The organism is Segatella copri, from assembly GCF_026015295.1.
Lineage (GTDB): Bacteria > Bacteroidota > Bacteroidia > Bacteroidales > Bacteroidaceae > Prevotella > Prevotella copri_C.
On record NZ_JAPDUW010000001.1, the window covers coordinates 219,075 to 239,652 of the forward strand.

Genomic DNA, 20,578 nt, shown 5'->3' on the forward strand with positions numbered 1-20,578 from the left:
GCCCCAATCTTGATAACCTTAAATCTAATACTATGAAAAACACACCGCAAAAATACGAAATAAATCTATTCGTTATGTCAAAAGAATAGAAAATCTTTATTTTGAAAGGGTGCTTTAATATTTTTTAAACCTTATAGGTAACCTTTCTGCTTAAACTCTTCCATCAGTGGCAAGGCTAAAATCTTGGCATCAGGATGTGGTGCACCGGTAGTACCTAATGCGCGAAGGTCGAAGAAATGTTTCCAGTCACTCACGAAAGCGGTATGAACCAGTTCTGTGTTGCAGTCCAATGGTAGGATGGCTCGTGCTTCCTGTGGTTTGCAACCTGCCTCTATCAGTTTCATGTAGGCATATTCGGCAGCCTGATTGGCGAATATCCAAGTTGTGAGTTTACTCCATTCTGCAGTTCTTCCTTCTGCAATGTCAGCACACATATCTTCTATTCGGTAGTCGCTGGGATCTTGTGAACCATCGAAGCCTTCTGCTTCTACCCATGTTGGCAGGTTGATGGTAATCTCGTTATCAAACTTATTCTTCGAATAGTTGCAGTATCGGGTACTCTGCTCTGCCATAGAGTTGGCACGATGACGGTTATATTCTCGGGTTATGGAAATCTGAGTAGTAAAATGAACGGTAATACGGAGTTCGTGCTTACCTTCTTCATAGTTGCTGAGGTATTTCAAATCATCCATCGCCTTGTTTTCTGCCAATACTCGGAGATTGGTTGTAATATAGTCTTTGCCGTCTAAAGTTTTCAGACGTGAGAACTTGTTGTGGGTATAAAGCGGCAACTCTCCATGTTTGCATACCAGATATACGGTTCCATGTTCCAGCATGGCAAAGTGTTCACTCTGCACCATCCGATCCACGAAAGGCTTGGCAGAATCCACAGTGGTATTATTCTCACTTTTATAGCATACTCTTCCTGCTCGTTCTATCTGCTGGTAGATACCGAGCTCACCTGGTTTCTGTAACCAGATTTCATACGATGGTCTTTGTATTTTCATTTCTTTTTGTTTTTTGTTCTGTCTGCAAAGGTACATTATTTTGTGCATACGGCAAAATAATTCATGCCTTTTTTCGTCTTATATATAATTAAGGTGTAATAATTAGTAAATATGGAGATAAAACCAATAGCATATTTTCGTTCTCCCTTCAGTAGCAAGTTTGGTATCCCCAAACAGGCTGGATTGGTAGCAGAACTGGAAGGACAGATCGTTTTTGAACCCGAATTTCGTAACCCTGATGCGCTGCGTGGCATTGAGGGCTTTGATTATCTTTGGCTGATTTGGGAATTTTCTGCCAATAGGCACAAAGCGCACAGTCCGGTTGTTCGTCCTCCTGTGTTGGGAGGCAATGAGAAAGTGGGTGTCTTTGCCACTCGAAGTCCTTTCCGTCCCAATAATATAGGTCTTTCATCGGTAAAAATTTCTCATATCGAATGGGAGACTCCTCATGGTCCTGTCATTCATGTTAAGGGAGCTGATCTTATGGACAAAACACCGATATTTGACATCAAGCCGTATGTGGTGTATGCCGATTCTCATCCTGGGGCAAGGAGCGGTTTTGTTGATGACCGCAAATGGCAGAAACTTGATGTAGAGATTTCTGAAGATGTAGACAGGTATCTGCGTCTGCAGGGATTGAATGCAGAAAAGATTGAAATATTGAAAGAGGTACTTGCCCAAGATCCCCGTCCGCATTACCAGAAAGACCCTCATAAGGTCTATGGAATGCCTTATGAGGGTCTTGATATTCATTTCACGGTTTGCAATCATACGCTTACTGTTGTCAAGTAGGCTTCTTGAATATGTTGAGTAGAAAATTTACTTTGCGAAACTTTCAAAACGTACGTTTTCCAACAGAATTTTGCAGGCAGCATCGATATTCTTGGCTTCCTTGGTGTAGAAGATATTGGAGTTTTTGATAGTGATATCGTGTACCATACCTTCTGCACCATGTGCTTCAATACCTGTTTCGCAACCTCGTACGTAGATGTTGCTCATGTGGATATCCTGAAAGTTTGGCAGGAATTCCTGCTTTACGGGAGTTGTCTGCTTCTGGGCACCTACATGGTTGTCAAAATAAGTGGTCTCAAAGGTGATGGCTGCATCCTTGATATCGGTCATGTAGATATGGTCGATATAGATGTTCTCTGATGTTCCACCTCTCTTCACTGCACTTTTAAAGCGTAAACCGGTATCTGTTCCCTGGAAAGTATTGTTGCGAACAACAATATTCTTCATGCCGCCAGAGAACTCGCTGCCGATAACAAAACCTCCATGGGCATGGTATACGGTGTTGTCCTGGATATTGATGTTTTCACAAGGACCTGCTGCCACACCTGCTGCGCCTGCGCCACCCTTCATGCAGATACCATCATCACCGGCATCAATCACATTGTTTACGATGAGTACATCCTTACAGCTGGAGATATCAATCGCATCACCATTTTGGGCATTCCAAGGACATTTTACGGTGATTCCGTCGATAATCACATTCTTGCATCGGGTAGGGATGATATGGAATTTAGGACTGTTCAGAAGTGTAACACCCTGTACGAGCACATTCTCACAACTGGTGAATCTGATCATGTGTGTTCGGGTTTTCTCCTGTGTATCCATATTCTCTGCCACGTTAGGTTGATGTTTCAGATTGAATGGATACCAGATGTCACCCTTCTCATTCAGTGTTCCGCCCATAGCCTGGAATTCTTTCCATTCTACGTCACTAACCTTACTGCGCTTTACCGGTCTCCACCATTCTCCGTTTCCGTCAATGGTGCCCTCGCCTGTGATAGAAATGTTTTTTCTCTTGCTGGCATTGATGGCTGGAGTTGCACGGTTTTCTTTCTTACCCGTAGTCTTGTCTATCTTGAAATGGTCGTTCTTGTCTTCTGAAAGAACGATGATGGCATTCTTTTCCAGATGCAGGTCAATATTGTCCTTCAGTGAGATGAGACCGGTAAGGTAGATACCTGCAGGCACATTAAGATGACCGCCGCCCATTTTGTTCAGTTTGCTGATGGCTTTGGCAAATGCCTGGGTATTCATGGTGAGTCCGTCACCATTACCGCCACATTCCAAGATACTGACATGATTGTCTGGGATGCTAGGCAATGTTGGTTGCTGCATCTGAACTGGTAAGTTCTGATAATACTTACTGTAATCTTTTGCTTTGGCTGTAACAAAAGAGAAACAGACCAATAAAGCTATTAAAATCTTCTTCATAAGCTTTTTAAGTTTAGTTTGTTTAATAAATTCTATACTTTGTCTTGTTTGTAATATCTGTTACCTTAAGGTGTGGATATAAAAAAAAGACGGCCCTAACCACAGTTAGTAACCGCCTTTTATGAAAGGAGGAGTGGTACCACCAGGAATCGAACCGGGGACACAAGGATTTTCAGTCCTTTGCTCTACCAACTGAGCTATGGCACCATCTTGCTTTTTGCGGTTGCAAAGGTACAATAAATATTTTAATTGAGCAAGAGAAAACGAAATATTTTCTCTTGCTTAATGTTTATTAACTAAATATCCCCTTGCTTGAAATTAATCTTTCAGCGGATTCCAACCTTGTGCTTTCAGTTCAAATTCCTGTCCGTCTCTGGTAATGAGGAACTTGCCCAGATTTTCTTTGGTGATGTAGCCAATCTGCCTTACACCCTCCATAGCCTCAATCTTCTCGTGGTCACCGATAGGTACGGTAAAGAGAAGTTCATAATCTTCGCCACCATTCATAGCACAGGTGGTAAGGTTCATATTGAATTCTTCTGCCTGCACGGCTGTCTGGTAGTCGATAGGTATGTTCTTCTCATATACTCTGCATCCGCAATGACTCTGTTCGCAGATATGCATCAATTCACTGCTCAGACCATCGCTCACATCCATCATGGCGGTAGGACGGATACCTGCCTCACGCAGTTGTGCTATCACATCTCCGCGTGCCTCAGGCTGCAGTTGTCTTTCCAAGAGATATTCCTTGCCGGCGAAATCTGGCTGGAAGTTGCGCATATTCTCTAAGTCTCTGTTCAGAAGAGCCAGTTTCTCGTTATCACCATTTGCTTTAGCCTCAGCCATCTTCTTTCGGATATCTTCTATCTGTCCGTAGTATACAGCCTTTTCGCGTTCCAGCAGTTGAAGTCCCATATAGGCACCGCCCAAGTCGCCCGACACACAGATCAGGTCTGTTTCCTTGGCTCCGTTGCGGTATACGATTTCTTCTTTTGCTGCTTCTCCGATACAAGTAATACTGATGGCTAAACCGGTGAGAGAAGAGGTAGTATCACCTCCCACGATATCTACTCCCCATTTGTCGCATGCCATTCGAAGACCCTTATAGAATTCATCAATGTCTTCTACTTTGAATCGTTTACTCAATGCTATGCTTACTACCATCTGACGTGGGGTTCCGTTCATAGCAAAGATATCACTGATGTTTACCATTGCACTCTTGTAACCCAAGTGAACCATGTCAATATAGGTAAGGTCGAAATGTACGCCCTCCATCAGCATATCTGTAGTCATGAGCACCTCCTTGTCAGGATAATGCATCACGGCACAATCGTCGCCTACACCATAAACTGTAGACTCGTTTTTCTTTTCATAACCTTTGGTGAGATGGTTTATAAGACCGAATTCACCTAACTTTGAGATATCCAAAATAAATAATAGTTTATAATTTATACTTAAGATCTGCGGATGATTTCTCGCATAATCTCTGTCATCTTAGGCTGTGCGGCATTGGCTGCAATCTGCACCTCCTCATGACTGACTTCTACAGGTACATCGAAACCGCCAAGATCGGTGATGATGCTGATGCCGAAAACCTTGATTCCACAATGGCGGGCAACAATCACTTCAGGTACAGTACTCATACCTACGGCGTCACCACCCAATATACGATACATGCGATACTCTGCCGGTGTCTCGAAGGTAGGTCCCTGAACGCCAACATATACGCCATGCTTTGCATCAATTCCCTTCTCCTTAGCGATATCGTCGGCAAGGTCGCGGAGTTTCTTGTCGTATGCTTCGTGCATATCCGGGAAACGTGGACCGGTAGGGAAGTTCTTTCCGCGCAATGGATGTTCTGGGAAGAAGTTGATGTGATCATCGATAATCATCAGGTCTCCAATCTGGAATTCCGGATTCATACCGCCCGAAGCGTTGCTTACAAAGAGGGTTTCAATGCCCAACTCGTACATCACACGTTCTGGGAAGGTTACAGCCTTCATGTCATATCCTTCATAGTAATGGAATCTTCCTTCCATAGCCATGATATCTTTACCTCCTAACTTACCGAAAATCAGTTTGCCTGCATGACCTTGAACGGTAGATACTGGGAAGTTTGGTATTTCACTATATGGAAATTCATAACTGTCAGTTATTTCTGAAGCTAATTGTCCGAGACCGGTTCCCAGTATGATAGCTGTCTTCGGACTTGTTGTCATCCTTTCTTTTAGCCAGGATGCTGTTTCTTGAATTTTTTCGTACATAGCTAATGATTTTGTCGTTAAAATTATCTTCTTGTTCCAGCATGAAACTAACCTTGATAGGCAGTTCGTATATGCTTTTCTTAACTATTTCATAGAGTCCCTCTGTCTCTTTTAGTCTCACGGCATCTTTCTCTGTCGTGATAATCAGACGGGGTTCTGGCATCTGTTCAAACGCCTCGTTGATGCGTGTGATGTCTTTATTCTTGAAGCGATGGTGGTCACCGAAACTCAGCGACTGCATACTCTTGACCATTGGCTTCAGGTCGTGTTCCATCTGCTTAGGCGATGCGATACCAGTAACCAGCAGAGCATGGTAGTTTTTCAACTCCTCCTTGGCTATCTGCTGATCTTCGAAAACTCCCTTTGGCGTATCATAGTTGATGCAGGTGAAGTAGAGCTTCTGGAAAGGGTAAAGGTCCATAGCCTTGGTGAGTACTCGAAATTCCATTGGCTTCAGGTCCTTTGGACATTTAGTGATAATCACAATGTCTGCACGGTTCTTACCGCTTAGAGGTTCTCTCAGTCTTCCTGCCGGCAACATCTTGTCATAGATGATCAGACGGTGGTAATCTACCAGCAGAATGTTGATACCTGGCTTCACATAGCGATGCTGAAAGGCATCATCCAGTAATACTACATCTACATCCTTGGTCGGTTCTTCATTCTGCAACTTTTCGATTCCTCTCACACGCTTAGCGTCTACGGCTACATAGATATCGTCAAACTTGCTGTGCATCTGGAAGGGTTCATCGCCAATCTCTGACATTGTCGTATCTTTATCTGCCAGCACATAGCCACTGGTCTTTCTTTTGTAACCACGTGATAGCACAGCTATCTTAACCTTGTCGTGCAACAAGCGTATCAGATACTCCACATGGGGAGTCTTGCCCGATCCGCCCACCGTGATGTTACCCACAGAAATGATCGGGATTGAGAATGACTGACTCTTTTTCAGTCCGATATCGAAGAGCCAATTGCGAAATCTGACCATGCCGCCATAAATCCAACTCAGTGGTAGCAGCCAGTCGTTGATCTTGATAAGATCGCCTTCTGTTCTCATGTCTGTTTCCTTTCTCTTAATTCGGTATGTCTATATATTAATGTACGCATACCTTATTATAAATGTTATTGTATGTTCAGTACGTAAGGAAGTGCAGCCTGTATAGGCTCTTTCTCCTTCATATTGCGTATCATGATGAATGGCTGGTAGAGATCACCCAATGCCAGACGCAACTGTTCGTCGAGATATGTTCCCTTGTTTCCGCCCGCCATATCCAGCAACTGTTCCATCCATCCAGCCAATGCCGGATATTCTACCGCCTGATAACTGCTGAGATGAGCCAATTCTGCAGCCTTGTCGATGGCGTCGCTCAAGCCGCCGAATCCATCAATTAACTTGATCTTCTTGGCGTCTGTACCCAGCCATACTCTTCCTTGAGCAATCTTCTCAACCTGTTCGGTACTCATTTTTCTGCCCTCAGCCACACGATTGCGGAAGAGGCTATATCCACGGTTCACATAGTTTTGCATGGTGGCAATCTCTTCTGCACTCCATGGGCGTGACATGCCTGCAGAGGCATAGGTACTGTTGCGGTTGGTCTTCACTTCATCATACTTGAAGCCTAACTTCTTTGTCATCAGGTCACTGAAATCTGGCAGGGCTCCAAAGATACCGATGCTGCCGGTCAATGTTGTAGGTTGTGCCATGATATATTGGGCACCCATACTCATATAATAAGCACCCGATGCTGCCATACCACCCATCGAAACCACTACCGGCTTCTTTTTATTTAATTCTTTAACTGCTCTCCAGATCTGTTCCGAAGCATAGGCATCGCCACCGCCCGAATTGATACGCAGAACTACGGCCTTTACCTGACTGTTATCTGCAAGTTCCTGAAGGTCCTTGATGACCTTTGTACTTACTATCTGTTGCTCAGAATCATAGATGCTAGGAGTCTCCATCCTGACAATGGACCCCTGACAGTAGTATACGGCAATCTCTTCGCCCATCAGATTCGAGTCGTCTATAGTCATATCTACGTCGTTATAGTCAACCTGATTGATGGTCTCGTCTGCCTTCAGTCCTAACTGTTTCTTTACCACGTCTCTGATTTCATCATAATAGCAGAATCCATCTACCATCTTTCGAGATTTCAGTAGTTTGGTATCATCAAACACCATCAGCCCGTCAGCATAGCGGTTCAGTGAATCCTTGCTGATGTTTCTGCTTTTGCTCACATCTCCCAACATCTGTAGCCAGAGTCCACTAATATAGCGTGAAACCTGCTCTCTGTTGGCATCCGACATTTTGTCTTCGGTGTATGTTTCAGTGTAGCTTTTGTATTTGCCTACCTTCACTACCGTAAAGTGAACGCCAAACTTGGCTGCTACATCTTTGATATATTGTGGCTGCGATGCAATACCATGCCAGTCCACATTGCCTTCTGGGTTTACATATACCTTGTTGGCAACCGAAGCCAGATAATATCCACCCTGTGAGAGAGCATCACCATATGCGATAATCCATTTGCCGCTCTTCTTGAAATCGGCAAGTGCATTTCTGATTTCCTGCAAAGTGGCATAATCTGTCTCCAAGATACCTGTTTCCAGATAGATGCCCTTCACTTTATCCTCATTCTTTGCCTTGCGGATAGAAGAGAGAATCCTGTTCATGCCTAGGTTGTTAAACTGCTCGCCTGTCAGTTCGCCGAGCCAGTTGTCTTCAGTACGGTCTTCAATCTGTCCTTGTAGTTTCATCACCATCACCGCATTGTCTTTCAGTGCTGGTTTACTGTTGCTCGATGCCACCATTCCGATGATACAGATGAATCCCAGGATGGTCATGATCAGCCCGAAGGCAAACAGTCCTACGATAGTGGCTGCCACGTTCTTGAAAAAATCCTTCATTATTCTATGTCAATATTTTATAAGTGAGACTCCTAAATAAATGCCAGCGGCAGAAGAGAGATGTTTTCTCCGATTGCCGTTTACAGCAATTTTTCTGCAAATATAGCAAAAAAGAACCAATAATCAAAGCGATTGGAACAAAAACACCAAAAAAAGAAGAAAAAATAACATAGGGTTAACGAAAAAATGCCTATCTTTGCATTATCTTAGCAAAACAGAATAAAGATATAAACAACATAACAAAAAAGAAAAATGAAAAAGACAATGATTTTTTTTCTTCTGATGCTGACAGCAATTACAGCATCAGCTCAATCTACCGCTCGCAAGTTCGTATTGAAGAACAGTAGCGATGGACAGAGTGAACTTACCTGTTATCTTCCTAAGAACCCCTCTGGAAGAGCTGTAGTAGATTGTCCTGGAGGTGGGTATTCTCATCTTGCAATGGACCATGAGGGACATCAGTGGGCAGAATATTTCAACAAACAGGGTATCGCTTTCTTCGTCTTGAAATACCGTATGCCTGAGGGAAACCGCAATATTCCGTTGAGTGATGCCTATCAGGCGATGCGTACCGTTCGTGACAGTTCTGCAGTATGGAAAATAAACAAGGAATATGTTGGTATCATGGGCTTTTCTGCCGGTGGACATTTAGCTTCTTCCGTCAGTACTCATGCTGAGGCGGCTGTGCGACCTGATTTCTCGATTCTTTTCTATCCGGTGATTTCAATGGATGAGCGTATCTCTCATAAGGGATCATGTGTGAACTTCTTGGGTGAAGAGCGTAATACCAATAAGAAACTGGTAGAAGAATGGTCTAACGACAAGGCTGTTCGTCCGAATCTTACCCCTCGTGCCATCATACTGATGTCTTTTGATGATAAGGTTGTTCCTCCTGTAACCAATGGCGTAGCCTATTATTCTGCCATGAGCAAGGCGGGCAACGAGTGTACCATGCACATCTATCCGACTGCCGGACATGGATGGGGATTCCGTGATGCTGCCCATGGTTTCCCATATCACGACCAAATGTTGAATGACCTTACCTGTTGGCTCAACAGGCTTCCGTCTAAGTAATCTAAGTAATAAGTAAAGAGAAAACCTAAAAAGAGGATGTATCATAAGTTGATGATACATCCTCTTCTTGTTGCTGGAAGAGCTAGGTTATGTTGTTGGAAGAGCTAGGTTATGTTGTTGGAAAAGCTAGGATATGTTGTTGGAAGAGCTAGTATATGTTGTTGAAAGAGCTAGTATATGTTGTTGAGACAGTTAGTATCTCCGGTCGCACAACAGCTGTTGTGCGCCAACTATTTTCCAAACTTATGGCACATCCTCTTTTTTCTTTTTATAGACTCCTAATAAGTTATAGACTCCTAATAAGCATTCTTGTCAGGGCAGATAATGCTCTTGGCTGTCATGAAGATAATCTTGATATCAAGCCAGAACGACCAGTTCTCTATATACCAGATATCACGGCGGATACGTTCCTCCATCTGCCAGAGCTCCTTGGTCTCACCACGGAACCCGGTAACCTGAGCCCAACCTGTGATACCCGGCTTGGAGAAGTGGCGAACCATATACTTATCTATCAGGCTTCCATACACCTCTGTATGATGCAGCATGTGAGGGCGCGGACCCACAATACTCATGTCTCCCTTAAGAACATTGAAGAATTGAGGAAACTCATCTATGTTCGTCTTTCTCATAAAGTTGCCGAAAGCAAATTTACGTGGGTCGTTCTTTGTTGCCTGTGCCTTGTCTGCATCCTTGTTCACATGCATGGAACGGAATTTAAGACAGTAGAAGGTATCACCATTCAGACCCGTTCTTGCCTGTTTGAAGAAAATTGGACCAGGACTCTGAATCTTGATGATGAGAGCTATGAATGGAATGAATGGTAGAACGCACAAACATGCAAGCCCGCTCACCACGATGTCGAAGCTACGCTTGATAATGCGGTTTGACGTGCTTGTTAGGGGTTCTATGCGGTTTGAATATACCGTCCTTCCCATGAAATTCTGGGCATCAAGATGCAATTTGTACTCACCAAACACGCGTGGCAGGTAGTAGAAGTGTATCACATTCTTATCACAGAAGTGTATGATATTGATGATTTCAGGATCTTTATGCGACAGGCAGCAGAAAACCTCGTCAATATTGGAAGGTTCACCATTGATGGTATCATTCATGGTAGAAGAGATAATCTCTTTGAGCTGTTTCATGTTTCCTATTCTTTTCAACCCTTCCGGATTATCAGTGATGTCTTCATCTGCATAATATCCTTTTACGATATAACCTGCCGAGGGATCTTCTGTCATCGTCTTGTACATCTCGCTCACGGCAGGATCGTTACCTACAAAGACGACGGTGCGTGAGTTGCGGCCCTTAGAGCGGAAATACTTTAGTAATTTGAGTTCGCAGAGTCGGCTTATGATGAGAGACAGATAGAATGTTATGCCGAAGATAATGCTGAAGGAGAACATCTTTCCCCCGTGACCGAGTAGTCTTGAGAAGGTAAAGAAACAGAATGTTGTTGCTGCAGCCAGATATAAAGTACGCTTTGTAACCTGTAGGAACCCGATCTTTCTGACATGAATGATGGTGGAATAGAAGTATTCGCCTAGGAACAAGGCAGCATTGGCAACAAAAAAGGTAATCTTTGTTGCTTTGTCGAAATACGCAGGTATGAGTTCTTGACCATATTGGGTATAGAACAACAGTACGATGTTGAGAATAACGAAATCGGCACCTATCACCAGTCTCCTTATCATTTCATTTCCTTTATAATGCTTGTTCGTCATTTGCTTATGTTTTTTATACTCCTAGTTATTTATATATCTTTTTAAGTTATTTGAGGTATGCTTAAACTGATATTTGGTCGCAAAGGTAATAATAATAGTTGAAAATCGGAAATAAATCAGCAAAAAAATATCGAAATAGACTAACTTGAACCAACTTGAACCAGCTTTTCTTGTTTTTAATCTGTTTAAATGATGTTTTTTCTTCCTTTTTACTTTCTTGCACATATCTAGGTATTTTTATATGAATAGGTAGTTTTTTTAGAAATTGCTTGGTGGTCTCAAAAGAAAAACGTACTTTTGCAGCCGGATTATCACGGATGATTCTTCTTTGAGACCTGTTGGTACAGGGAGTAAACTCCTGATGTGATGCAGTCTCTCATTGTTAATTTGTGAAATCTTAAGTATGAACAATAAACGATTTAGATAGTAATAATATGCAATTAATTTTATTATCGGGTGGCTCGGGTAAAAGGCTCTGGCCACTTAGCAATAATGCTAGAAGCAAACAGTTCTTGCCATTGCTCGAAAAGGAGAATGGGGAGATGGAAAGTATGGTTCAGCGCGTGGTACGTCAGGCTCAGGAAGCAAATCTGACCAACGATATTACGCTTGCTACAAACGCCAGTCAGCTGGATATCATCCAGAACCAGCTGGGAGAGCGGGTTTCTGTGGTTACCGAACCGGAGAGGCGTGATACTTTCCCTGCTATCGCTTTAGCTGCAAGTTATCTGAAACTGAAGAAGAAATGTGAGGATGACGAGGTTGTGGTTATTATGCCTTGTGATCCTTATACCGAGTTGGAATATTTCCATACCATAGCCCGTATGGTGGAATGTGTGGAGAAAAACGTCGCCGACCTCGTGCTGATGGGTATCAAACCTACTTATCCAAGTGCAAAATATGGTTATGTGGTTCCTTTTGCTGAAGGAGAGAAGTGTCAGATAGTGAAGAGATTTACCGAGAAACCGGATGTGCCTACAGCAGAGAAACTCCTGGAGGAGGGTGCTTACTGGAATGGTGGTGTCTTCGCTTTCCGTTTGGGCTATATGATGCAGATTGTACGTAAGTATATGCAGAGTGAGAACTTTGAAGATACTCGTGCAAGATATAGCGAATTTCCAAAAATCTCTTTCGACTACGAGGTGGCGGAGAAGGCTGAATCGGTAGCGGTAGTACCGTTTAATGGTGAATGGAAGGACCTGGGTACCTGGAATACACTCACTGATGAGCTGCACCATGCCAGCATCGGTAATGCGGTGATGGGAAGTCATTGCGAGAATACGCATGTCATCAACGAACTCCAGTTGCCTCTGTATGTGGATGGCTTGAAGGATGCTGTTGTTGCAGCGAGTCCTGATGGCATCTTCGTCTGTGCAAAGAAATATTCCGAGGACATCAAGAAGGCGGTAGAACATCTTACTCCGCGTCCGATGTATGAGGAAAGAAGGTGGGGTACTTATCGGGTGATTGACGATTCTGAGTATGCTGACGGCAATCATTCGCTCACCAAGAGTATTACCTTGAAGCCAGGTAAGAATATCAGTTATCAGCTTCATCACCATCGTTCAGAGGTGTGGACATTCGTAGAAGGTGAGGGCATCTTTGTACTTGATGGTGAGGAGAAACATGTGAAGGCTGGTGATACCGTGGTGATTCCTCTGGAGCATTATCATGCCATCAAGGCGATTACACAGCTGACTTTCATCGAAGTTCAGAATGGTAATCCATTGGTTGAGGAGGATATTGAAAGATTCGATTATCAATGGAAAATGAAATAAAACACAAGTTTTTGTGATATAATGTCAGTATTTAAACGTGTCAAAGTGTCAGTATGGATGCTTTGGCACGTTTTTCGTATACTGGCGGGGTGACGGGTAGCAATACCTGTCGACAAAATAAATGTATAACAATTAAAATATTATAGAATCATGAACATTAAACCATTAGCAGACAGAGTGCTGGTACTTCCTGCACCAGCTGAAGAAAAAGTAGGTGGAATTATTATCCCTGATACAGCAAAAGAAAAACCACAGCGTGGTAAGGTCGTTGCTACAGGTAAGGGTACGAAAGACGAAGAGATGATTCTCAAAGAAGGTGATACCGTACTCTATGGTAAGTACGCTGGAACAGAACTCGAATTCGATGGTACTAAATATATCATGATGCGTCAGAGCGATGTACTCGCTGTAGTAGAAGAGTAAGAATAAGTGAAGAGTGAAGAACGAAGAGTGAAGGATTCAATTGCTTTGTTTTAACTCAACATTCAACATTTAACATTCAACATTAAAAAGATAAAAGAAAATGGCTAAAGATATTAAATATAATATGGATGCCCGCGACCTCTTGAAGAAGGGTGTTGATCAGTTGGCAAATGCAGTAAAGGTAACTCTCGGTCCTAAGGGCCGCAACGTGGTAATCGAAAAGAAGTTTGGTGCTCCTCAGATTACTAAGGATGGTGTTACCGTAGCTAAGGAAGTAGAGTTAGAGAATAAATTCGAAAATACTGGTGCTCAGCTTGTTAAGAGCGTTGCCAGCAAGACTGGTGATGATGCCGGTGATGGTACAACAACTGCTACTATCCTGACTCAGGCTATCGTAACAGAGGGCTTGAAGAACGTTACTGCAGGTGCAAACCCAATGGACTTGAAGCGTGGTATCGACAAGGCTGTGGCTGCTGTTGTTGCCTTCATCAAGGAACATGCTGAACAGGTAGACGACAACTACGATAAGATTGAGCAGGTGGCTACTGTTTCTGCCAACAATGATGCTGAGATTGGTAAGCTCTTGGCTGACGCAATGCGCAAGGTTTCTAAGGATGGTGTCATCACTATCGAGGAGAGCAAGAGCCGTGATACCAACATCGGTGTAGTAGAGGGTATGCAGTTTGACCGTGGTTACCTGAGCGGTTACTTCATGACAGACGCTGACAAGATGGAGTGTGTAATGGATAACCCATACATCCTTCTTTATGATAAGAAGATTTCTAATCTGAAGGAGTTCTTGCCAATTCTCCAGCCTGCTGCTGAGAGTGGTCGTCCTTTGTTGGTTATCGCTGAGGATGTTGATTCTGAGGCTTTGACTACATTGGTAGTTAACCGTTTGCGTGGCGGTTTGAAGATTTGTGCTGTGAAGGCTCCTGGCTTCGGCGACCGTCGCAAGGCCATGTTGGAGGATATCGCAGTATTGACAGGCGGTGTTGTTATCTCTGAGGAGAAGGGCTTGAAGTTGGAGCAGGCAACTTTGGATATGCTGGGTTCAGCAGACAAGGTTACCGTCAACAAGGACAATACAACTATCGTTAATGGTCATGGCGAGAAGGCTAATATCCAGGATCGCGTAGCTCAGATCAAGAACGAAATTGAGAATACTAAGTCTTCATATGATAAGGAGAAACTTCAGGAGCGTCTGGCTAAGCTCGCCGGTGGTGTAGCTGTCCTCTATGTAGGTGCCAACTCTGAGGTTGAGATGAAGGAGAAGAAGGATCGTGTTGACGATGCACTCTGCGCTACCCGTGCCGCTATCGAGGAAGGTATCGTTGCTGGTGGTGGAACTACTTATATCCGTGCTCTCGAGGCATTGAAGGATATGAAGGGTGATAACGCTGACGAGACAACAGGTATCCGTATCGTAGAGCGTGCTATTGAGGAGCCTCTCCGTCAGATTGTTGCCAATGCCGGTGGCGAGGGTTCTGTAGTAGTAAATAAGGTACGCGAGGGCGAGGGTGACTTCGGTTACAATGCCCGCAAGGACGTTTACGAAGATATGCGTCAGGCTGGTATCGTAGATCCTGCCAAGGTAGAGCGTGTAGCTTTGGAGAATGCTGCTTCTATCGCAGGCTTGTTCCTGACAACAGAGTGTGTGTTGGTTGACAAACCAGAGCCTGCACCAGCTGCACCAGCTGCAGCACCTGGTATGGGTGGCATGATGTAATTAGATGAATAATTTGAGCAAACAAAGCACATCGTAAGACTGTGAGTTTGCAAAGCGAAAATATCAAATAGGGGTGATTCTCAGCGAATTATCCCTATTTTTTTGTTTTTTTAGTCATAAAGATGCAAAAAATAGCAAAATTATTTGGTTCGAATAATCTTTTTTTGTAACTTTGCATCGTAAATAAAAGAAAGTATCATCCGAAGGGATGGCAAAGATATTTTTTTGATTTGTTTTAGTAGATTAGTTTTTAAGTAGTTTGTTTTTGGAAATCGGTTGTCGTGAGACATCCGATTTTTTTTTGTTTTTATTTTGTTTTCTCAATTTAATTGTGTAATTTTGCAGCATAATAGAAAATTCATAGCATGAACAATATTGATTGGAAAAAAGCAGTGGTCTTTCTGATTGTTATCGGAGGACTCATTTATATTACAAAGGCAGAGTTGGGAATGACTACTACAAACTCGTTCCTTACTACGCTGGGTATCTTATTGCTTCTCTTTATCGGAGATAACTTCGCACAGAAGATTGATGATGATCGGAAACGACGTAAACTGAATAATGATGGAAAAGCTGATTGATCTATATAAGAAATGGGCGGGTGAAGAACCGGCTGATGTCATAAAATTGGCAGGGCAGGGGAGTAACCGGCAGTATTTCCGTATCATTGGGCATGATGGTGATACGGTAATTGGTGTGATAGGAACCAGTCGTGATGAGGATCATGCCTTTGTATATCTGGCTCAGCATTTCCAGCTCAGACAGTTGCCTGTTCCCCAGATTCTGGCGGTGAGCGATGATGAACTCTGCTATCTTCAGACAGACCTTGGCGGTACTTCGCTTTTCGATGCCATCAAGGGCGGACGAGATGCGGGCGGACGTTACAATCAGAAAGAGAAGGAACTCCTTAAGAAAACCATTCGTGAACTTCCGAATATCCAGATTCGCGGTGCAAGAGGATTGGATTGGCAGAACTGCTATCCGCAGCCAGAATTCGATGTGGACAGTGTACTCTTCGACCTCAACTACTTCAAGTATTGTTTCCTGAAGCCTACCGATTTGGATTTTCACGAACTGAAGCTCGAAGCCAACTTCCGGCTTTTTGCCAAGGATCTGACATCAGAACCGATGGATTGTTTCCTTTATCGCGATTTTCAGGCACGCAACATCATGCTGGATGATAAGGGAAATCCATACTTTATTGATTTTCAGGGTGGCAGAAAGGGACCGTTCTATTATGATCTCGCCTCATTCCTCTGGCAAGCATCTGCTAAGTATCCGTTCAAACTGCGCAGAGAACTGGTTTGGGAATACTACCAGTCCTTGAAGCATTATACCGAGGTACCATCGGTGCGCCATTTTGTAAACCGGTTGAGTCTTTTTGTGCTCTTCCGTACCTTACAGGTTTTGGGCGCCTACGGATTCCGCGGCTATTTCGAACGCAAGAAGCATTTCATCGACAGTATTCCGCCAGCTATCCAGAATCTGCGAGATCTTCTGAAGATGGGTGACAAGGTATTCCCTTATCCTTATATGATGGATATGTTGAGAAGACTGACCGAATTGCCACAGTTCAAGGTGATAGAGAGTGTGGCGCTGAGTCGTGCAGACGGCTATAAGACTACCGACAACAATATCTATCGTGCGCATCCGCAGGACGGACCTGCCACCTATTCTAAATATGATGGTAAGGGACCGCTGGTGGTAAGAGTGTATAGTTTTTCTTTCCGTAAGGGCATTCCAGAGGATCCGTCGGGCAATGGTGGAGGTTATGTCTTCGACTGCAGAAGTACCCATAACCCTGGCAGATACGAGCCTTATAAGAAGTTGACGGGTCTGGATGAGCCTGTTATCCGATTCCTGGAGGATGATGGTGAGATATTGAAGTTCCTGGATCATGTCTATGCACTTGCCGACCATCATGTAAACCGCTACATGCAGCGTGGTTTCACCTCTCTGATGTTCTGTTTCGGATGTACAGGCGGTCAGCATCGCAGTGTATATTCTGCGCAGCATCTTGCCGAACATATTCACCGGAAGTTTGGTGTAGAAGTGCATATTTGTCATCGTGAACAGCATATTGAACAGGTTTTGCCGGCAAAACAATAGAAAAATAGCGTGCAAATTTGGCTATCTCGCAAAAAGTTAGTAAATTTGCACGCACATTTTAAAATAGCTATTTAGCAATGATGCAAGCAATGATATTCGCAGCAGGTTTGGGCACTCGCCTTAAGCCACTTACCGACCGCATTCCGAAGGCTCTGGTAAGTGTCGGGGGAGAACCTTTGCTCAAACGTGTCATCTTTCAGTTGAAGGATGCCGGTTTCACTCGCATTGTAGTGAACGTGCATCATTTCTCCCAACAAATTATCGATTATCTCAGAGCACATGACAACTTCGGTATGGACATCCGTATCAGTGATGAGAGTGAAAAGCTGCTCGAAACGGGTGGAGGTATCCGGAAGGCATGGCCGCTCTTCAACCAGTCAGAGCCTATTCTTATCCACAACGTGGATATTCTGAGTAATGTAGATCTGAAGAAATTCTACCAGATGGAGAGCAGGGATATGATTGCAGCCCGCCTGATGGTGAGCGAACGCAAGACCAAGCGCTATCTGCTCTTTGATGACAGCATGCGACTGGTGGGATGGACGAATATAGAAACGGGCGAGGTGAAGAGTCCTTATCCTGATCTCAATCCCAAAGATTATAAGATGTATGCTTTCTCGGGCATCCACATGGTTGCCCCATCGCTCTTTCCATTGATGGAGGAGGAACCGGACAAGTTCCCTATCATGGACTTCTATCTGAAGCATTGCGACAAGGTGCGCATAGAGGGATATGTAAAGAACGACCTCAAGCTGATGGATGTGGGAAAGCAGGAGACGCTGAAAGAGGCGGAAGCATTCCTGAAATCGTTAGTTAATTAGTTTATAGTTAATAGCGGCTATGCCGTATAGCAAGATTACTGTAAACTATAAAATGTAAACTGTAAATTAAAATTAGATATTATGCAACAGAAGATTATTATTTTGGATTTCGGTTCACAGACCACACAGCTCATCGGCCGTCGTGTCCGTGAACTCGATACCTTCTGCGAGATCATGCCTTACAACAAGTTTCCAAAGGATGACCCATCTGTCATTGGTGTCATCTTGAGCGGTAGCCCTTATTCCGTTCATGATCCGGAAGCTTTCAAGGTAGATCTGAGCCAGTTTATTGGCCGTATTCCTGTGCTCGGCATCTGCTATGGTGCTCAGTTCCTCTCTTACGCCCAGGGCGGTAAGGTGGAGGCTGCTGACAGCCGTGAGTATGGTCGTGCCAACTTGGAGCATTTCGATAAGGAGAATCCTTTGTTCAAGGGATTCATCGAGAACTCTCAGGTTTGGATGAGCCATGGTGATACCATCACTGCTATCCCTGAGGATTACAAGTGCATCGCTTCTACTGCTAATGTGAAGTATGCTGCTTATGCTTCTACCAAGCAGCCTGTATGGGCAGTACAGTTCCACCCAGAGGTGTTCCACTCTTTGCAGGGTACACAGCTCTTGAAGAACTTCGTGGTTGATATCTGCGGAAGTAAGCAGGACTGGAGTGCTGACTCTTTTGTTGAGACAACAGTTGCTGAGTTGAAGGAACAGTTGGGCGACGATAAGGTTATCCTCGGTCTTTCTGGCGGTGTTGACTCCAGTGTGGCTGCCGTTCTCCTGAACAAGGCTATCGGCAAGAACCTTACCTGTATCTTCGTAGATCATGGTATGTTGCGCAAGAATGAGTTCCGTGACGTGATGGAAGACTACAAGTGTTTGGGCTTGAATGTAATCGGCGTGGATGCATCCGAGAAGTTCTTTGCTGACCTGGCTGGTGTTACTGACCCTGAGAAGAAGCGTAAGATTATCGGCCGCGACTTCGTAGAGGTTTTCAATGCTGAGGCTAAAAAGCAGACTGGTGCCAAGTGGTTGGCTCAGGGTACCATCTATCCTGACCGTATCGAGAGCTTGAATATCACCGGTAAGGTGATCAAGAGTCATCACAACGTAGGTGGTCTTCCTAAGGAGATGAACCTTCAGTTGTGTGAGCCTTTGAAGTGGCTGTTTAAGGATGAGGTTCGCCGTGTAGGTCGCTCTATGGGTATGCCAGAGCACCTGATTACTCGTCACCCATTCCCAGGTCCTGGTTTGGCTGTCCGAATCTTGGGCGATATTACTCCTGAGAAGGTACGTATCCTTCAGGATGCTGACGATATCTATATCCGTGGCTTGCGTGAGTATAAGGTGAAGTTGAATGGTGAGGAAGCTCGTCGCGTCCTGGCTGCCGGTGTTCCTGCTGACATGCAGAATGGCGAGATCGAGGTTTCTCTCTACGATCAGATCTGGCAGGCTGGTACCGTATTGCTTTCTACTGTCCGTTCAGTAGGTGTGATGGGTGATGAGCGTACATACGAGCACCCGGTTGCCTTGCGTGCTGTAACCAGTACTGATGCGATGACTGCTGACTGGGCACATCTTCCTTATGATTTCATGGCTAAGGTAAGTAATGAGATTATTAATAAGGTGAAGGGTGTAAACCGTGTATGTTATGACATCTCTTCAAAACCACCTTCGACAATTGAGTGGGAATAAACAGAATAAAAAGTCGCCTTCAAAGAGGGCGACTTTTTTTATTCTTATTTCTGGTTCTTCAGGAGATCACGTATTTCCATGAGAAGTTTTTCTTCATTGCTTGGCTCCGGAGCCTTAGGTGCTTCTGCCGGTTTTTCCTCTTTCTTCTTGGAAATCTTGTTCACCACCTTGATGAGCATGAAGATACAGAAGGCAACGATGAGGAAGTCGAAACAGGTCTGGAGGAAGTTACCGTAGTTGATGGTAGCCGCCTTCAGTTCCTCACCCGCTACATTGACGGTAGGTAGGGTGAATTTGAGGTCGGCGAAATTCACGCCGCCAATCAGCCATCCTATAGGAGGCATGATGACATCATCTACAACGGAGCTCACGATTTTGCCAAAGGCACCACCGATGATAACACCGACAGCCATGTCGAGCACATTGCCACGCATGGCGAATTCCTTGAATTCATTCAAAAATTTACTCATACTTTTATCTTTTTAATTATAACTATAGTTTGATTGTTCTCCTTTTTCTCTTTTCTTATATATATAATAAGGTATAGAATGCTGAGTCTTTCCTTTGCTTTTTGCAATATGGAGTTGTCAGTATGGCATGTAATGAGTGAAAATAATGCCAATATTAAAGCTCTACTATTCTTTTTTAACTTATTTAATACTCATTCTGGTTGCAAAGTTAGAAAAAAATTAGTAACTTTGCGCTCGAAAAGAAGAAAAAATGCTCTAAGGCGTAAAATTTTGAATGTTTCAGCATCGGATGAACGCTCGAAAGCAGTTAAAAAAGTAATTTTTATTAAACTTTTAATTTAAATATTAAGAACA

General features: G+C 43.9%; 17 protein-coding genes and 1 tRNA gene. 9 read left to right on the forward strand and 9 right to left on the reverse strand.

Features of this window, described 5'->3' with window-relative positions:
- Positions 1 to 131 precede the first annotated feature (131 nt).
- Positions 132 to 1,007 carry an FAD-dependent thymidylate synthase gene (locus ONT18_RS00865; protein ID WP_117692000.1) on the reverse strand — a complete coding sequence of 292 codons (876 nt, stop codon included), beginning with the start codon at positions 1,005 to 1,007 and terminating at the stop codon, positions 132 to 134.
- A gap of 111 nt (positions 1,008 to 1,118) precedes the next feature.
- Between ONT18_RS00865 and tsaA the strand changes: the two genes are divergently transcribed.
- Entirely contained in the window at positions 1,119 to 1,799 is a 681-nt protein-coding gene (tsaA, locus tag ONT18_RS00870) for a tRNA (N6-threonylcarbamoyladenosine(37)-N6)-methyltransferase TrmO (RefSeq protein ID WP_264903599.1), read from the forward strand.
- A 27-nt stretch (positions 1,800 to 1,826) separates the two neighbouring features.
- Here the strand turns inward: tsaA and ONT18_RS00875 are convergent, their stop codons facing one another.
- The 6 genes from ONT18_RS00875 to sppA form a co-directional block, all read right to left on the reverse strand.
- Complete coding sequence (locus ONT18_RS00875) at positions 1,827 to 3,230, reverse strand: glycoside hydrolase family 28 protein (protein WP_264903601.1); 1,404 nt, start codon at positions 3,228 to 3,230, stop codon at positions 1,827 to 1,829.
- Positions 3,231 to 3,364: 134 nt separating this feature from the next.
- A tRNA-Phe gene (locus ONT18_RS00880) sits at positions 3,365 to 3,437 on the reverse strand.
- A gap of 111 nt (positions 3,438 to 3,548) precedes the next feature.
- Positions 3,549 to 4,661, reverse strand: coding sequence for a thiamine-phosphate kinase (thiL, locus tag ONT18_RS00885; protein WP_117727746.1), 1,113 nt, complete (start codon positions 4,659 to 4,661; stop codon positions 3,549 to 3,551).
- A gap of 23 nt (positions 4,662 to 4,684) precedes the next feature.
- Complete coding sequence (locus ONT18_RS00890) at positions 4,685 to 5,494, reverse strand: purine-nucleoside phosphorylase (RefSeq protein ID WP_119226860.1); 810 nt, start codon at positions 5,492 to 5,494, stop codon at positions 4,685 to 4,687.
- Positions 5,379 to 6,554, reverse strand: a complete 1,176-nt coding sequence (lpxK, locus tag ONT18_RS00895; RefSeq protein ID WP_118064278.1) for a tetraacyldisaccharide 4'-kinase — start codon at positions 6,552 to 6,554, stop codon at positions 5,379 to 5,381. Before lpxK ends, ONT18_RS00890 begins: the two co-directional genes overlap by 116 nt.
- Positions 6,555 to 6,619: 65 nt before the next feature.
- Positions 6,620 to 8,404 (reverse strand): signal peptide peptidase SppA, encoded by a 1,785-nt coding sequence (sppA, locus tag ONT18_RS00900; protein WP_118152934.1) that lies wholly within the window; start codon positions 8,402 to 8,404, stop codon positions 6,620 to 6,622.
- A 264-nt stretch (positions 8,405 to 8,668) separates the two neighbouring features.
- On the opposite strand from sppA, the gene ONT18_RS00905 reads away from it, so the two are divergent.
- The gene (locus tag ONT18_RS00905; protein WP_264903603.1) at positions 8,669 to 9,478 is read left to right on the forward strand and encodes an alpha/beta hydrolase; all 810 of its coding nucleotides are present in this window, start codon (positions 8,669 to 8,671) and stop codon (positions 9,476 to 9,478) included.
- Positions 9,479 to 9,774: 296 nt separating this feature from the next.
- Here the strand turns inward: ONT18_RS00905 and ONT18_RS00910 are convergent, their stop codons facing one another.
- Positions 9,775 to 11,202, reverse strand: coding sequence for an undecaprenyl-phosphate glucose phosphotransferase (locus tag ONT18_RS00910; RefSeq protein ID WP_234564302.1), 1,428 nt, complete (start codon positions 11,200 to 11,202; stop codon positions 9,775 to 9,777).
- A gap of 434 nt (positions 11,203 to 11,636) precedes the next feature.
- On the opposite strand from ONT18_RS00910, the gene ONT18_RS00915 reads away from it, so the two are divergent.
- From ONT18_RS00915 to guaA, 7 genes are all read left to right on the forward strand, one after another.
- Entirely contained in the window at positions 11,637 to 12,980 is a 1,344-nt protein-coding gene (locus tag ONT18_RS00915) for a sugar phosphate nucleotidyltransferase (protein ID WP_118079041.1), read from the forward strand.
- Between the two features lie 150 nt (positions 12,981 to 13,130).
- A complete protein-coding gene (locus tag ONT18_RS00920) occupies positions 13,131 to 13,403 on the forward strand; it encodes a co-chaperone GroES (RefSeq protein ID WP_006846288.1) in 273 nt (90 codons plus the stop codon).
- 100 nt (positions 13,404 to 13,503) lie between these two features.
- Entirely contained in the window at positions 13,504 to 15,132 is a 1,629-nt protein-coding gene (gene groL / locus ONT18_RS00925) for a chaperonin GroEL (protein WP_006846289.1), read from the forward strand.
- A gap of 365 nt (positions 15,133 to 15,497) precedes the next feature.
- Positions 15,498 to 15,713: a hypothetical protein gene (locus ONT18_RS00930; protein WP_006846290.1), complete on the forward strand. Its 216-nt coding sequence runs from the start codon at positions 15,498 to 15,500 to the stop codon at positions 15,711 to 15,713.
- Entirely contained in the window at positions 15,697 to 17,241 is a 1,545-nt protein-coding gene (locus ONT18_RS00935) for a RapZ C-terminal domain-containing protein (RefSeq protein WP_117692142.1), read from the forward strand. The genes ONT18_RS00930 and ONT18_RS00935 overlap by 17 nt, the downstream gene beginning before the upstream one ends.
- Before the next feature lie 77 nt (positions 17,242 to 17,318).
- The gene (locus ONT18_RS00940) at positions 17,319 to 18,062 is read left to right on the forward strand and encodes a nucleotidyltransferase family protein (RefSeq protein ID WP_153119452.1); all 744 of its coding nucleotides are present in this window, start codon (positions 17,319 to 17,321) and stop codon (positions 18,060 to 18,062) included.
- 81 nt (positions 18,063 to 18,143) lie between these two features.
- A complete protein-coding gene (gene guaA / locus ONT18_RS00945; RefSeq protein WP_264903604.1) occupies positions 18,144 to 19,754 on the forward strand; it encodes a glutamine-hydrolyzing GMP synthase in 1,611 nt (536 codons plus the stop codon).
- A 44-nt stretch (positions 19,755 to 19,798) separates the two neighbouring features.
- Here guaA and mscL read toward each other — a convergent pair whose 3' ends face one another.
- Positions 19,799 to 20,224 (reverse strand): large-conductance mechanosensitive channel protein MscL, encoded by a 426-nt coding sequence (gene mscL, locus ONT18_RS00950; RefSeq protein ID WP_264903605.1) that lies wholly within the window; start codon positions 20,222 to 20,224, stop codon positions 19,799 to 19,801.
- Between the last annotated feature and the right edge of the window lie 354 nt (positions 20,225 to 20,578).

Excerpts from the sequence above, each read along its gene's own strand:
- mscL (WP_264903605.1), bottom strand. The coding sequence starts at position 20,224 with ATGAGTAAATTTTTGAATGAATTCAAGGAATTCGCCATGCGTGGCAAT.
- ONT18_RS00935 (WP_117692142.1), top strand. The coding sequence starts at position 15,697 with ATGGAAAAGCTGATTGATCTATATAAGAAATGGGCGGGTGAAGAACCG.
- lpxK (WP_118064278.1), bottom strand. The coding sequence starts at position 6,554 with ATGAGAACAGAAGGCGATCTTATCAAGATCAACGACTGGCTGCTACCA.
- groL (WP_006846289.1), top strand. The coding sequence starts at position 13,504 with ATGGCTAAAGATATTAAATATAATATGGATGCCCGCGACCTCTTGAAG.
- ONT18_RS00865 (WP_117692000.1), bottom strand. The coding sequence starts at position 1,007 with ATGAAAATACAAAGACCATCGTATGAAATCTGGTTACAGAAACCAGGT.
- ONT18_RS00930 (WP_006846290.1), top strand. The coding sequence starts at position 15,498 with ATGAACAATATTGATTGGAAAAAAGCAGTGGTCTTTCTGATTGTTATC.
- ONT18_RS00920 (WP_006846288.1), top strand. The coding sequence starts at position 13,131 with ATGAACATTAAACCATTAGCAGACAGAGTGCTGGTACTTCCTGCACCA.
- guaA (WP_264903604.1), top strand. The coding sequence starts at position 18,144 with ATGCAACAGAAGATTATTATTTTGGATTTCGGTTCACAGACCACACAG.
- ONT18_RS00875 (WP_264903601.1), bottom strand. The coding sequence starts at position 3,230 with ATGAAGAAGATTTTAATAGCTTTATTGGTCTGTTTCTCTTTTGTTACA.
- ONT18_RS00905 (WP_264903603.1), top strand. The coding sequence starts at position 8,669 with ATGATTTTTTTTCTTCTGATGCTGACAGCAATTACAGCATCAGCTCAA.
- ONT18_RS00915 (WP_118079041.1), top strand. The coding sequence starts at position 11,637 with ATGCAATTAATTTTATTATCGGGTGGCTCGGGTAAAAGGCTCTGGCCA.
- ONT18_RS00890 (WP_119226860.1), bottom strand. The coding sequence starts at position 5,494 with ATGTACGAAAAAATTCAAGAAACAGCATCCTGGCTAAAAGAAAGGATG.
- ONT18_RS00910 (WP_234564302.1), bottom strand. The coding sequence starts at position 11,202 with ATGACGAACAAGCATTATAAAGGAAATGAAATGATAAGGAGACTGGTG.
- sppA (WP_118152934.1), bottom strand. The coding sequence starts at position 8,404 with ATGAAGGATTTTTTCAAGAACGTGGCAGCCACTATCGTAGGACTGTTT.
- ONT18_RS00940 (WP_153119452.1), top strand. The coding sequence starts at position 17,319 with ATGATGCAAGCAATGATATTCGCAGCAGGTTTGGGCACTCGCCTTAAG.
- tsaA (WP_264903599.1), top strand. The coding sequence starts at position 1,119 with ATGGAGATAAAACCAATAGCATATTTTCGTTCTCCCTTCAGTAGCAAG.